Source organism: Agreia sp. PsM10 (assembly GCF_030433855.1).
In the GTDB taxonomy this organism is placed as follows: domain Bacteria; phylum Actinomycetota; class Actinomycetes; order Actinomycetales; family Microbacteriaceae; genus Agreia.
Genome location: NZ_JARUXC010000010.1, coordinates 103,838 through 116,412, shown reverse-complemented (window position 1 = coordinate 116,412; position 12,575 = coordinate 103,838). Strand labels below are relative to the sequence as shown.

Genomic DNA, 12,575 nt, shown 5'->3' with positions numbered 1-12,575 from the left:
CCTGCTGCCGTTTAACGCGGCTCGTTCCCTGAGCCCACCACCCGTTCCCTGAGCCCGTCGAAAGGAACACAATGAACCATGCCCTTCGTGAAGTCGAACCCGCACGCACCCCTCGGTTTCTTCGAGGCGGAGGCGGCAGGCCTGGCGTGGCTCGCTCAGGCGCAGCCCGACGGGGGAGCGCGCATCGTGCGGGTGGAATCGCTCGGGCCGCGGTCGATCGAGCTCGAACAGCTCGTTCCGGCACGGCCGACACCGGATGCCGCGGCCGAGTTCGGGCGGGCGCTGGCCGTCACGCATCGGGCCGGGGCGGAAGAGCTCGGATCACCGCCGCAGGGGTGGACCGGCCCGAATTTCATCGGTTCGAGACCGATGACCTGCGAACCGGACATGTCGTGGGGCCGGTTCTACGCAGAGCAGCGGGTCAGGCCTTTCCTCGAGATCGCCGTCTCGGTCGGGTCGATCGGGGCCGGTGACGCCGACGTCGTGCGGGCCGTCTGCGAACGACTGGAATCGGGAGCCGCGGACGACGACGAACCCGCGCGGCGCATCCACGGCGACCTCTGGAACGGCAACGTCTTCTGGACGGCCGACGGGGTCGTGCTCATCGACCCTGCCGCCCACGGCGGTCATCGCGAGACCGACCTCGCCATGCTGCAGCTCTTCGGCGCGCCCCATCTCGACGAGATCATCGGTGCGTACGACTCGGTGTTCCCGCTCCGCACCGGGTGGCGCGAGCGCGTTCCTCTTCATCAGCTCCATCCGCTCGCCGTGCACGCCGCAGGGCACGGCGCCTCGTACGGGCGCGCCCTCGGCGACGCGGCACGGTCGGCTCTCGACTCGATGCGGTGAGAAGAGCACAATGGGCGCAAGCCTCAGCTCACGAGGTCCGATCAAAGGAGAATCATGGGACTCGAAGACATCACGAAGAAGGCGCAGGAGTTCCTGGGCGACAACAAGGTCCAGGAGGCGCTCAAGAGCGAACGGGCCGAGGACATCAGCGACAAGCTCCTCGACGGCGTCGCCGGCGCGGTCAACAAGGTGACCGGCGACAAGTTCGACGAACAGGTCGAGGGTGCCCGGGCCGCGGCCGACAAAGCGGTCGGCACGGAGTAGCGTCGTCCCCTCGACGGGCTCAGGGAACGGAGTCGTTCCCTGAGCCCGTCGAACGGAACCGCGCCGCTGTCAAGCCCTGCGCCCCGATGAGGCGGCTCACGCGGGCCGCCTTCAGAATAGAGAAATGGTCAGGCTGAGGCGAAGCAATTCGGCAGGTGCGGGTCTGCACCGGGTCAGGGCCGGACGCGGATTCTCGTACCGCAACGCGGACGGCACGGTGGTGGCCGACACCGAACTGCGGCATCGGATCGAGAGCCTCGCCATTCCTCCCGCCTGGACCGACGTCTGGATCGCGCCCTACGCCAACGGTCATATCCAGGCCACGGGCATCGACGCGGCCGGCCGCCGGCAGTACATCTACCACCCGACGTGGCGGGAGCAGAAGGACCGCATCAAGTTCGACCGTGCACTCGCGCTGGCCGAGTCGCTGCCCACGGCCCGACGTGCGGTCACGATCGATCTCCGCAGCGGCGAACCCAGCCGGGAACGCGCGCTCGCTGCGGCATTCCGGATGCTCGACACGGGATCGCTGCGCGTCGGCAGCGAGCGCTACGCGGAATCGAACGGCAGCCACGGCCTCTCCACCCTGCTGGGAGCGCACGCCCGCGTCAGCGGCGACACCGTGCACCTCGCCTTCCCGGCGAAGAGCGGGCAGGCGTGGGAGAGCGACATCCGGGACGCGGACCTGGCGACGGTGGTCGGCGCGCTCAAGCACCGGGGGCCACGGGCCCGCCTGCTGGCCTGGCGTGCGGGTGCCGGCAACTGGCATCCGATCGCCGCCGACGAGATCAACGACTACGTGCGGGAGAAGACGGGCGGGCAGTTCACGGCGAAGGACTTCCGAACCCTGCACGGAACGGTCGCGGCCGCCGTCAGCCTGGCCAAGCACGGACCGGAGCAGCGTGTCACCGCCCGTTCCCGGGCGCTCGCGCAGGCGATGCGCGACGCCGCCGAGGTGCTCGGCAACACCCCCTCGATCGCGAAGAAGAGCTACGTCGACCCCCGGGTCGTCGACCACTACCAGGCGGGAACGACGATCGATCCGGCGCGGCTGGGCTCGGCCGAATCGGAGCTCAGGGCACTGCTGTTCGAGTGATCCGAGGCGCCGGCGTAACCGCGCCCCGACGCGACACGCCCAACGCGACACGCCCGGGTTGCACGATGCCCCTCGGGTGTGGCAAACTCGTCTAGTTCAACATTTTCGTGCCACCATGCGTGCGCGGAATCACTGCCAGGCAGTGCACAGCTAGCCCACTGGGTCTCACGATCCGAGGTTGAGAGCTGGGCCGCGGGCAGCAGAACACACTTCAATCCTATTTCTCGGCGTCACGGGTTCGTCCTGTGCGCTGCGTGTGACGGGTTGGGTCCGCAAGGACATTGACAGAAGAACAGTGGTGCGACCGACTGCGGGCGTATCGAGCACGTGCCGCAAGGCTCGAGCAAGCAAGCGCGTCCAATGCTGCCTCCAGGCGGTAAGACGCAAGACAAGAGAGTGAGTCACACATGGCGGGACAGAAGATCCGCATTCGACTTAAGTCGTACGACCACGAGGTCATCGACTCCTCGGCGCGCAAGATCGTCGACACGGTTACCCGCGCGGGTGCGACCGTCGTCGGTCCGGTACCGCTGCCGACCGAGAAGAACGTGATCGCAGTGATCCGTTCGCCCCACAAGTACAAGGACAGCCGCGAGCACTTCGAAATGCGCACGCACAAGCGTCTGATCGACATCATCGATCCCACGCCCAAGGCCGTCGATTCGCTGATGCGTCTCGACCTGCCGGCAGACGTCAACATCGAGATCAAGCTCTAAGCGGGGGACTGAACACTATGTCTACGCCTACACAAGCAGCAGCCACCAAGACCAGCAAGGGTCTCCTCGGCAAGAAGCTCGGCATGACCCAGGTCTGGGACGAGAACAACCGTCTCATCCCCGTCACGGTCGTCGAGATCACGCCGAACGTGGTCACCCAGGTGCGCACCGTCGAGCGCGACGGCTACGTCGCCGTGCAGATCGCCGCCGGCCAGATCGACCCCCGCAAGGTGAACAAGCCTGCCACGGGTCACTTCGACGCCGCCGGTGTCACGCCCCGTCGTCACATCACCGAGATCCGCACCGCCGACGCGGCCGACTACACGGTGGGCCAGGAGCTCACCGTCGACGCCGTGTTCGAAGCCGGCAAGAAGGTCGACGTCGTCGGCACCTCCAAGGGCAAGGGTTTCGCCGGTGTCATGAAGCGTCACAACTTCCGAGGCGACAACGCCTCGCACGGTGCACACCGCAACCACCGCAAGCCCGGTTCCATCGGAGCCTCGTCGACCCCGTCGCGCGTCTTCAAGGGCATGCGCATGGCCGGTCGCATGGGTGGAGAGCGCGTCACCGTGCTCAACCTCGCCGTGCACTCCATCGACGCCGAGAAGAACGTCATCCTCATCAAGGGTGCCGTTCCCGGAGCTCGTGGCCGTCTCGTTTTCGTTCGTACCGCAGTGAAGGGGGCCTAGTTCATGGCTACCGCAACTACCACGGTTGACGTCGTCGACGTCACGGGCAAGAAGGCCGGCACCGTCGACCTTCCCGCCGAGCTGTTCGACGTCCAGACCAATGTCCCGCTGATCCACCAGGTCGTCGTCGCCCAGCTCGCCGCCGCCCGCCAGGGAACCCACAAGACCAAGCGTCGTGGCGAGGTCTCCGGTGCCGGTCGCAAGCCGTTCAAGCAGAAGGGAACCGGACGCGCTCGTCAGGGCTCGATCCGCGCTCCCCAGATGACCGGTGGTGGCATCGTCCACGGACCGACCCCGCGCAGCTACGACCAGCGCACCCCCAAGAAGATGATCGCCGCAGCTCTGCTCGGTTCGCTGTCCGACCGCGCACGCGGTGGACGCGTCCACGTCGTCGAGTCGCTCGCCCAGGGCGACACCCCGTCGACCAAGGGTGTTCTCGAGCTGCTCAGCCAGGTCGCGACCTCGAAGCACGTACTCATCGTGCTCGAGCGCGACGACGTGCTGAGCCTCAAGAGCGTTCGCAACATCCCGACCGTGCACGTGCTGCCGGCCGACCAGCTGAACGCATACGACGTGCTCGTCTCCGACGACATCATCTTCACCAAGGCTTCGTTCGATGCATTCGTCGCGGCCAAGTCGAAGAACACTGCTCAGGAAGAGGTCTAGACATGAGCAACGCTGCATTCAACAAGGATCCGCGCGACATCATCCTGTCGCCGGTCGTCTCCGAGAAGAGCTACGGCCTGATCGACGAGGGCAAGTACACGTTCATCGTCGACCCCCGCTCGAACAAGACCGAGATCAAGCTCGCCATCGAGAAGATCTTCAAGGTCGAGGTCGCGTCGATCAACACGCTCAACCGTGTCGGCAAGACCCGTCGCACCAAGTTCGGCATCGGCAAGCGCAAAGACACGAAGCGCGCCATCGTCACGCTCAAGTCCGGCACCATCGACATCTTCACCGCTGTCGGCTAGGGCCAGAGGGATATAGAAATGGCTATTCGCAAGTACAAGCCCACCACCCCGGGTCGTCGCGGTTCGTCCGTCGCCGACTTCGCGGAGATCACCCGCTCCACCCCCGAGAAGTCGCTCCTGCGTCCCCTCTCGAAGACCGGTGGACGTAACAACGCAGGTCGCATCACGACGCGTCACATCGGTGGTGGCCACAAGCGCCAGTACCGCGTGATCGACTTCCGTCGCAACGACAAAGACGGCGTCAACGCCAAGGTCGCTCACATCGAGTACGACCCCAACCGCACGGCGCGCATCGCTCTGCTGCACTACCTCGACGGAACCAAGCGCTACATCCTGGCTCCGAACAAGCTGGCGCAGGGCGACATCGTCGAGTCGGGCGCTTCGGCCGACATCAAGCCGGGCAACAACCTGCCGCTGAAGAACATCCCCACGGGTACCGTCATCCACGCGATCGAGCTGAAGCCGGGCGGTGGCGCCAAGATGGCCCGCTCCGCCGGAGCCTCGGTCCGACTCGTCGCCAAGGACGGCCCCTACGCACAGCTTCGTCTTCCCAGCGGTGAGATCCGCAACGTCGACGCCCGCTGCCGCGCAACCATCGGCGAGGTCGGCAACGCCGAGCAGTCGAACATCAACTGGGGAAAGGCCGGCCGCATGCGCTGGAAGGGCGTTCGCCCGACCGTGCGTGGTGTCGCCATGAACCCGGTCGACCACCCGCACGGTGGTGGTGAGGGAAAGACCTCCGGTGGACGTCATCCTGTGAGCCCCTGGGGCCAGAAGGAAGGCCGCACCCGGCACATCAACAAGGAAAGCGACAAGCTCATCGTTCGTCGCCGTACCGTCGGCAAGAAGCGTAAGTAGGAGTTGTAGAAGATGCCACGCAGTCTCAAGAAGGGCCCCTTCGTTGACGACCACCTGTATCGCAAGGTTGTCACCCAGAACGAAGCCGGTTCCAAGAACGTCATCAAGACCTGGTCGCGCCGATCGATGATCATCCCGGCGTTCCTGGGCCACACGATCGCCGTCCACGACGGTCGTAAGCACATCCCGGTGTTCGTCACCGAAACCATGGTTGGGCACAAGCTCGGAGAGTTTGCTCCCACCCGCACCTTCCGTGGACACGTGAAGGACGACAAGAAGGGCCGTCGCCGCTAACGCGGTGGCGAAAGGAGGAGAGAAATGGTGGAGTCAATCGCACGCGTGCGACACATCCGCGTCACCCCCATGAAGGCTCGTCGCGTCGTCAACATGATCCGCGGCAAGCAGGCAGTCGAAGCACTGGCGATCCTGAAGTTCGCGCCGCAGGGTGCGTCCGACCCGGTCTACAAGCTCGTCGCGTCCGCTATGGCGAACGCCCGGGTCAAGGCCGACGCGTCGAACAGCTACCTCGACGAGCAGGACCTGTTCGTCTCGGCCGCGTTCGTCGATGAGGGAACCACCCTCAAGCGTTTCCAGCCCCGTGCACAGGGCCGCGCGTTCCAGATCCTGAAGCGCACGAGCCACATCACAATCGTGCTGAACACGCCCGACGAGGCAGCAGTGGCAACGGCCACGAAGAAGGCAGGTAAGAAGTAATGGGACAGAAAGTAAACCCGTACGGCTTCCGTCTCGGTATCACCACCGACCACGTGTCGCGTTGGTTCTCCGACTCGACGAAGCCTGGGCAGCGCTACGCGGACTTCGTTGCAGAAGACGTCAAGATCCGCAAGCTGCTCAGCACCTCGCTCGATCGTGCCGGCGTCGCCCGCATCGAGATCGAGCGCACCCGTGACCGCGTCCGCGTCGACATCCACACCGCCCGTCCGGGCATCGTGATCGGTCGTCGTGGAGCCGAGGCCGAGCGCATCCGCACCGACCTCGAGAAGCTCACGGGCAAGCAGATCCAGCTCAACATCCTCGAGGTCAAGAACCCCGAGGCCGAGGCCCAGCTCGTTGCACAGGGAATCGCGGAGCAGCTCACCGCTCGCGTCGCCTTCCGTCGTGCCATGCGCAAGGGAATGCAGGGCGCCCAGCGCACCGCATCGGTCAAGGGTGTTCGTATCCAGGTCTCCGGCCGTCTCGGCGGCGCCGAGATGAGCCGTTCGGAGTTCTACCGCGAGGGTCGCGTGCCGCTGCACACCCTTCGCGCGAACATCGACTACGGCTTCTACGAGGCCAAGACCACCTTCGGCCGCATCGGCGTGAAGGTCTGGATCTACAAGGGCGACATCACCAACAAGGAGCTTGCTCGCGAGCAGGCCAACCAGAAGTCGACGCGTCCCGACCGTCGTGACGACCGCCGTGATGGCGACCGTCCCCGTCGTGGTGCTGCCGGCACGAATTCAGGCGCTGGCGCCTCCGCCCCCAAGGCAGAGGCTCCCGTTGCAGCAGGAGTTGAGGCATAACCATGTTGATTCCACGCAGAGTCAAGCACCGCAAGCAGCACCACCCCGGACGCAGTGGCCACGCCACCGGCGGAACGACGGTGAGCTTCGGTGAGTACGGCATCCAGGCCCTCACCCCTGCCTATGTGACGAACCGCCAGATCGAGTCCGCTCGTATCGCGATGACCCGTCACATCAAGCGAGGCGGAAAGGTGTGGATCAACATCTACCCCGACCGCCCGCTCACCAAGAAGCCCGCCGAAACCCGCATGGGTTCCGGTAAGGGTTCACCCGAGTGGTGGGTTGCGAACGTCAAGCCGGGTCGCGTGCTTTTCGAGCTCAGCGGCGTCAGCGACACGATCGCACGCGAAGCCCTCACCCGGGCCATCCACAAGCTGCCGCTCAAGGCACGCATCATCAAGCGCGAGGAGGGCGACGCATAATGGCGATCGGTTCCAAGGAGCTCGCCCCTGTCGAGCTCGACACATTCGAAGACGCCCGCCTGGTCGAAGAGCTGCGGAAGGCGAAGGAAGAACTGTTCAACCTTCGCTTCCAGTCGGCTACCGGCCAGCTCGAGAGCCACGGACGCCTGCGCGCCGTGAAGCGCGACATCTCGCGCATCTACACGATCATCCGTGAGCGTGAGCTGGGCATCCGTGCCACGCCCGCTCCGGTTGCCGTGGCTCCCAAGGCAGAAAAGAAAAGCAAGGCCAAGAAGGATGCGACCGCTTCGGCAGACGCCCCGGCCGCTGAGGCTGAGGAGGCCAAGTAATGGCAACGACTAAAGATGCGGCTGCAACGCCGGCCGACGAGACCACGGCAGCCCCCCGCGGCTACCGCAAGTCCCGTCGTGGATACGTCACGAGCGACAAGATGGAGAAGACCATCGTCGTCGAGGTCGAAGACCGCGTGAAGCACCCCCTGTACGGCAAGGTCATCCGCCGCACGTCCAAGGTCAAGGTCCACGACGAGGCGAACTCCGCCGGCATCGGCGACCTCGTCCTCATCAGCGAGACCCGTCCCCTCAGCGCCACCAAGCGCTGGCGCCTGGTCGAGATCCTCGAGAAGGCCAAGTAGGCCTCGCGCTTACTTCGCCTAAGGAAGAGTAGAAAATGCTGCAGCAGGAATCCAGAGTCAAGGTCGCCGACAACACCGGTGCCAAGGAGCTCCTCACGATCCGCGTTCTCGGTGGCTCAGGCCGCCGGTACGCCGGTCTCGGTGACGTCATCGTCGCCACCGTCAAAGACGCGATCCCCGGCGGAAACGTCAAGAAGGGCGATGTGGTCAAGGCCGTCATCGTTCGCGTGAAGAAGCAGACCCGTCGTCCCGACGGTTCGTACATCAAGTTCGACGAGAACGCCGCAGTGATCTTGAAGACCGACGGTGACCCCCGTGGTACCCGTATCTTCGGCCCGGTCGGCCGCGAGCTTCGCGACAAGAAGTTCATGAAGATCATCTCGCTGGCGCCGGAGGTTATCTAAGTCATGGCAAACATCAAGAAGGGTGACCTCGTTCAGGTCATCACGGGCGCGACCCAGGCCCGCGGCGGAGACCGCGGCAAGCAGGGTCGTGTCCTCGAGGTACTCGTCGAGAAGAACCGCGTCGTCGTCGAGGGCGTGAACTTCATCACGAAGCACGTTCGCGTCGGACAGACCCAGCGCGGCACGAAGACCGGCGGCATCGAGACCCACGAGGCCCCGATCCACGTGTCGAACGTCGCGATCGTCGATCCCGAGACCAAGAAGCCGACCCGCGTCGGTTTCCGCACCGAAGAAGTAACGAAGGACGGCGTCACCAAGACCGTTCGCATCCGTTACGCGAAGAAGTCAGGTAAGGACCTGTAATGACCGATACTGCAGTGGTGTCTGGCAAAATCCAGCCCCGTCTCAAGCAGAAGTACCGCTCCGAGATCTCGAAGCAGCTCCAGGAGGAGTTCGGCTTCACGAACGTGCACCAGGTGCCCGGACTCGTGAAGATCGTGGTCAACACCGGTGTCGGCGAGGCCGCCCGCGACGGCAAGATCATCGATGGGGCCGTCAAGGACCTCACCGCGATCACGGGCCAGAAGCCGCAGGTCACCCTCGCTCGCAAGTCGATCGCCCAGTTCAAGCTCCGTGAGGGCCAGCCCATCGGCGCACACGTCACGCTTCGTGGCGACCGCGCCTGGGAGTTCCTCGACCGCCTGCTGTCGCTCGCGCTTCCCCGCATCCGTGACTTCCGCGGTCTCAGCGACAAGCAGTTCGACGGCCGTGGCAACTACACGTTCGGTCTGACCGAGCAGTCGATGTTCCACGAGATCGACCAGGACAAGATCGACCGCGTGCGTGGCTTCGACATCACCGTCGTCACGACCGCCAAGACCGACGACGAGGGTCGCGCGTTGCTCAAGGCGCTCGGCTTCCCGTTCCGCAACGCGGAGAACACTCCCGCATAGTCTCGTCCCACGCGGTTTTCGACCGCGTGGGATAAGCTTTGTTGTTTGCCGTTTCGCCTGGGCCGTGTTTCACGGCCCGGGCGTAACGCATGCAATGAAAGGCCTCGCAGGTTTTGCGGGGTTCACCACCAAAGGTCGGCACCCTCGTAAAGGGTGTCGAAACCAGGCGAAAGGCAACACACAATGACAATGACAGATCCGGTCGCAGACATGCTGACCAGACTGCGCAACGCGAACTCGGCATACCACGACACCGTGTCCATGCCGCACTCGAAGCTCAAGTCTCACATCGCAGACATCCTCAAGGCCGAAGGTTACATCTCGGCGTGGGACGTCAAGGACGCAGAGGTCGGCAAGACCCTGACGCTCTCCCTCAAGTTCGGCCCGAATCGCGAGCGCTCCATTGCGGGCATCAAGCGCGTGTCGAAGCCGGGCCTCCGGGTCTACGCGAAGTCGACGGAGATCCCCACGGTTCTCGGTGGCCTCGGCGTTGCAATCCTCTCGACTTCCTCCGGTCTGCTCACAGACCGCCAGGCTTCCAAGAAGGGCGTGGGTGGGGAAGTCCTCGCCTACGTTTGGTGATCACTGATGTCACGTATTGGACGACTTCCCATTGAGATCCCTGCTGGGGTCGAAGTAAAGATCGACGGCCAGGCCGTCGCCGTCAAGGGACCGAAGGGCGAGCTCGCGCTCACCGTTGCAAGTCCCATCGAGGTCAAGATCGAGGATGGCCAGGTTCTGGTCACCCGTCCCGACGACGAGCGCGAGTCGCGTTCGCTGCACGGTCTTACCCGTACCCTGATCGCCAACCAGATCATCGGTGTCACCGAGGGCTACTCCAAGAGCCTCGAGGTCGTCGGAACCGGTTACCGCGTTGCAGCCAAGGGCGCCGGCGTCGAGTTCGCGCTCGGCTACTCGCACCCGATCACCGTCGAGCCGCCCGCGGGCATCAGCTTCTCGGTCGAAGGCGTCAACAAGCTCACGGTCACCGGAATCGACAAGCAGGCCGTCGGTGAGGTTGCCGCAAACATTCGTAAGTTGCGCAAGCCTGAGCCCTACAAGGGCAAGGGTGTGCGTTACGCCGGCGAGGTCGTTCGCCGCAAGGCCGGAAAGAGTGGTAAGTAACCATGGGTCTCGGAACTAGAGGAAAGAGCAAGTCTGCTGCGCGTTCGCGCCGGCACGACCGTCTCCGCAAGAAGGTCGAGGGCACTGCCCTCCGCCCCCGTCTCGTCGTGACTCGATCGGCTCGCCACGTCTTCGTGCAGGTCGTCGATGACGCACTGGGTCACACCCTCGCGTCGGCATCGACCCTCGAGGTCGACATGCGATCGTTCGACGGCGACAAGACCGCCAAGGCGCGCAAGGTCGGCGAACTCGTCGCCGAGCGCGCGAAGTCAGCCGGCATCGAAGCAGTCGTCTTCGACCGCGGCGGAAACCGCTACGCAGGACGCGTCGCGGCTATCGCCGAGGGCGCTCGTGAAGGTGGGCTGAACCTGTGAGCACCGAAAACACTACTAAGGAGAACGCTGTGGCTGTTGAAGCCCCGGTAGAGACCGCCGCATCGACGGAGGCAAACCAGACCGAGCCCCGCGAGGCTCGTCGCGGAGGCCGTGAGCGCAACCCCAACCGCGGAGACCGCGGAAGCCGTGACGCCGAGAAGAGCCAGTTCCTCGAGCGCGTCGTCACGATCAACCGCGTGTCCAAGGTCGTCAAGGGTGGTCGTCGCTTCAGCTTCACCGCCCTGGTCGTCGTCGGAGACGGCAACGGACTCGTCGGCGTCGGCTACGGCAAGGCCCGCGAGGTTCCCACCGCCATCTCGAAGGGCGTCGAAGAGGCCAAGAAGAACTTCTTCCGCGTCCCCCGCGTCGGCAACACCATTCCGCACCCGGTTCAGGGAGAGGCCGCCGCAGGCGTCGTTCTCCTGCGTCCCGCGGCCGCCGGTACCGGTGTTATCGCGGGTGGCCCCGTCCGCGCCGTGCTCGAGTGCGCCGGCATCCACGACGTCCTCTCGAAGTCGCTCGGTTCGTCGAACACGATCAACATCGTGCACGCGACCGTCGAGGCTCTGAAGATGCTCGAGGAGCCCCGCGCCGTCGCCGCACGTCGTGGTCTTTCCTACGAAGACGTGGCTCCGGCCCGTCTGCTCCGCACCGAGGCAGCGCTTCGCGAGGCCGCGGCGACTGCGAAGGCAGGTGCATGATGGCCGCGCGCCTCAAGGTAACCCAGATCAAGTCCAAAGTCAGTGAGAAGCAGTACCAGCGCGATACCCTTCGCAGCCTGGGACTCAAGCGTATCGGCGACGTCACCATCCGCGAGGACAACTCGCAGAACCGTGGCTACGTCAACACCGTCGCTCACCTGGTGAAGGTTGAGGAGATTGACTAATGGCTGAAGAAGCTAAGAAGGAGACGGCCGCCAAGGCTGCTCCGAAGAAGGCCGCTGCTCCCAAGGCAGAGACCGCAGCGAAGGCTCCGAAGGCCGCCAAGGCCGAGGCCGCCCCCAAGGCGGAGAAGGCTGCTGCACCCAAGAAGGCCGCTGCGCCCAAGGCCGACAAGGCCGAGGCTGCTGCTGCAGCTCCCAAGGCTGCCGCGAAGGCTGCGCCGAAGGCTGACAAGACCGAAGAGGCCGCTCCCCGTGAGCAGGTCCTGAAGGTCCACCACCTTCGCCCCGCACCCGGTGCCAAGAAGGCGCGCACGCGTGTCGGTCGTGGTGAGGGATCCAAGGGTAAGACAGCCGGTCGTGGAACCAAGGGCACGAAGGCCCGCTACCAGGTTCGCGTCGGATTCGAGGGTGGGCAGATGCCTCTGCACATGCGCACCCCGAAGCTGCGTGGTTTCAAGAACCCGTTCCGCGTCGAGTACCAGGTCGTGAACCTGGAGAAGCTCGCCGAGCTGTACCCCGCCGGTGGAGAGGTCACGATCAGTGACCTCGTCGCCAAGGGTGCCGTCCGCAACAACGAGAAGGTCAAAGTTCTCGGGCAGGGCGACATTACGGTTAAGCTGAACGTTGCAGTCGACAAGGTCTCCGGTTCAGCCGAACAGAAGATCGTTGCCGCCGGTGGCTCCGTAAAGTAACGCACCTTCCGGTGCGGCGGGTGTTCATTCACCCGCCCGCTACGGTTTCGACGAGAGCCCCCGATAGACTCCCTGAGTCTGCCGGGGGCTTTCGCGCCATCACTTTCGCCAATTAGCAG

23 protein-coding genes are annotated in these 12,575 nt (G+C 64.7%); all 23 read left to right on the top strand.

The features are described 5' to 3' along the window. Positions 1-78 precede the first annotated feature (78 nt). On the top strand, positions 79-849 hold the full coding sequence (locus QCD70_RS13525) for a fructosamine kinase family protein (RefSeq protein ID WP_301217142.1): 771 nt from the start codon (positions 79-81) through the stop codon (positions 847-849). Positions 850-903: 54 nt separating this feature from the next. After that, entirely contained in the window at positions 904-1,113 is a 210-nt protein-coding gene (locus tag QCD70_RS13520; protein ID WP_301217140.1) for an Rv0909 family putative TA system antitoxin, read from the top strand. A gap of 124 nt (positions 1,114-1,237) precedes the next feature. Further along, positions 1,238-2,209 carry a DNA topoisomerase IB gene (locus tag QCD70_RS13515; protein ID WP_301217138.1) on the top strand — a complete coding sequence of 324 codons (972 nt, stop codon included), beginning with the start codon at positions 1,238-1,240 and terminating at the stop codon, positions 2,207-2,209. Positions 2,210-2,616: 407 nt separating this feature from the next. Continuing rightward, positions 2,617-2,925 (top strand): 30S ribosomal protein S10, encoded by a 309-nt coding sequence (gene rpsJ / locus QCD70_RS13510; protein ID WP_018171443.1) that lies wholly within the window; start codon positions 2,617-2,619, stop codon positions 2,923-2,925. Between the two features lie 17 nt (positions 2,926-2,942). Next, complete coding sequence (gene rplC / locus QCD70_RS13505; protein WP_055927070.1) at positions 2,943-3,614, top strand: 50S ribosomal protein L3; 672 nt, start codon at positions 2,943-2,945, stop codon at positions 3,612-3,614. Between the two features lie 3 nt (positions 3,615-3,617). Beyond that, positions 3,618-4,280 carry a 50S ribosomal protein L4 gene (gene rplD / locus QCD70_RS13500; protein ID WP_055927073.1) on the top strand — a complete coding sequence of 221 codons (663 nt, stop codon included), beginning with the start codon at positions 3,618-3,620 and terminating at the stop codon, positions 4,278-4,280. A 2-nt stretch (positions 4,281-4,282) separates the two neighbouring features. Then, entirely contained in the window at positions 4,283-4,588 is a 306-nt protein-coding gene (gene rplW, locus QCD70_RS13495) for a 50S ribosomal protein L23 (protein ID WP_044440011.1), read from the top strand. 18 nt (positions 4,589-4,606) lie between these two features. Continuing rightward, entirely contained in the window at positions 4,607-5,446 is an 840-nt protein-coding gene (gene rplB / locus QCD70_RS13490) for a 50S ribosomal protein L2 (protein WP_044440013.1), read from the top strand. A gap of 12 nt (positions 5,447-5,458) precedes the next feature. Beyond that, complete coding sequence (gene rpsS, locus QCD70_RS13485; protein WP_044440015.1) at positions 5,459-5,740, top strand: 30S ribosomal protein S19; 282 nt, start codon at positions 5,459-5,461, stop codon at positions 5,738-5,740. A 24-nt stretch (positions 5,741-5,764) separates the two neighbouring features. Beyond that, positions 5,765-6,160, top strand: a complete 396-nt coding sequence (gene rplV, locus QCD70_RS13480; protein WP_055927076.1) for a 50S ribosomal protein L22 — start codon at positions 5,765-5,767, stop codon at positions 6,158-6,160. After that, on the top strand, positions 6,160-6,969 hold the full coding sequence (gene rpsC, locus QCD70_RS13475) for a 30S ribosomal protein S3 (RefSeq protein ID WP_055927079.1): 810 nt from the start codon (positions 6,160-6,162) through the stop codon (positions 6,967-6,969). Before rplV ends, rpsC begins: the two co-directional genes overlap by 1 nt. A gap of 2 nt (positions 6,970-6,971) precedes the next feature. Next, the gene (gene rplP, locus QCD70_RS13470) at positions 6,972-7,391 is read left to right on the top strand and encodes a 50S ribosomal protein L16 (RefSeq protein WP_055927082.1); all 420 of its coding nucleotides are present in this window, start codon (positions 6,972-6,974) and stop codon (positions 7,389-7,391) included. Further along, entirely contained in the window at positions 7,391-7,720 is a 330-nt protein-coding gene (gene rpmC, locus QCD70_RS13465) for a 50S ribosomal protein L29 (RefSeq protein ID WP_044440019.1), read from the top strand. Before rplP ends, rpmC begins: the two co-directional genes overlap by 1 nt. Then, positions 7,720-8,025, top strand: a complete 306-nt coding sequence (rpsQ, locus tag QCD70_RS13460) for a 30S ribosomal protein S17 (RefSeq protein ID WP_044440020.1) — start codon at positions 7,720-7,722, stop codon at positions 8,023-8,025. Before rpmC ends, rpsQ begins: the two co-directional genes overlap by 1 nt. A 35-nt stretch (positions 8,026-8,060) precedes the next feature. Next, positions 8,061-8,429 carry a 50S ribosomal protein L14 gene (rplN, locus tag QCD70_RS13455; RefSeq protein WP_044440021.1) on the top strand — a complete coding sequence of 123 codons (369 nt, stop codon included), beginning with the start codon at positions 8,061-8,063 and terminating at the stop codon, positions 8,427-8,429. A gap of 3 nt (positions 8,430-8,432) precedes the next feature. Beyond that, a complete protein-coding gene (gene rplX, locus QCD70_RS13450; protein ID WP_044440022.1) occupies positions 8,433-8,792 on the top strand; it encodes a 50S ribosomal protein L24 in 360 nt (119 codons plus the stop codon). Then, the gene (gene rplE, locus QCD70_RS13445; RefSeq protein WP_044440023.1) at positions 8,792-9,382 is read left to right on the top strand and encodes a 50S ribosomal protein L5; all 591 of its coding nucleotides are present in this window, start codon (positions 8,792-8,794) and stop codon (positions 9,380-9,382) included. The genes rplX and rplE overlap by 1 nt, the downstream gene beginning before the upstream one ends. A gap of 183 nt (positions 9,383-9,565) precedes the next feature. After that, on the top strand, positions 9,566-9,964 hold the full coding sequence (rpsH, locus tag QCD70_RS13440) for a 30S ribosomal protein S8 (RefSeq protein WP_044440024.1): 399 nt from the start codon (positions 9,566-9,568) through the stop codon (positions 9,962-9,964). 6 nt (positions 9,965-9,970) lie between these two features. Beyond that, a complete protein-coding gene (gene rplF / locus QCD70_RS13435; protein ID WP_044440025.1) occupies positions 9,971-10,507 on the top strand; it encodes a 50S ribosomal protein L6 in 537 nt (178 codons plus the stop codon). A 2-nt stretch (positions 10,508-10,509) separates the two neighbouring features. Next, a complete protein-coding gene (rplR, locus tag QCD70_RS13430) occupies positions 10,510-10,881 on the top strand; it encodes a 50S ribosomal protein L18 (protein WP_055927088.1) in 372 nt (123 codons plus the stop codon). A gap of 29 nt (positions 10,882-10,910) precedes the next feature. Next, positions 10,911-11,582, top strand: coding sequence for a 30S ribosomal protein S5 (gene rpsE / locus QCD70_RS13425; protein WP_044440027.1), 672 nt, complete (start codon positions 10,911-10,913; stop codon positions 11,580-11,582). Further along, complete coding sequence (gene rpmD / locus QCD70_RS13420) at positions 11,582-11,767, top strand: 50S ribosomal protein L30 (protein WP_044440029.1); 186 nt, start codon at positions 11,582-11,584, stop codon at positions 11,765-11,767. The genes rpsE and rpmD overlap by 1 nt, the downstream gene beginning before the upstream one ends. Continuing rightward, positions 11,767-12,456, top strand: a complete 690-nt coding sequence (gene rplO / locus QCD70_RS13415; protein ID WP_301217121.1) for a 50S ribosomal protein L15 — start codon at positions 11,767-11,769, stop codon at positions 12,454-12,456. The genes rpmD and rplO overlap by 1 nt, the downstream gene beginning before the upstream one ends. Positions 12,457-12,575 lie beyond the last annotated feature (119 nt).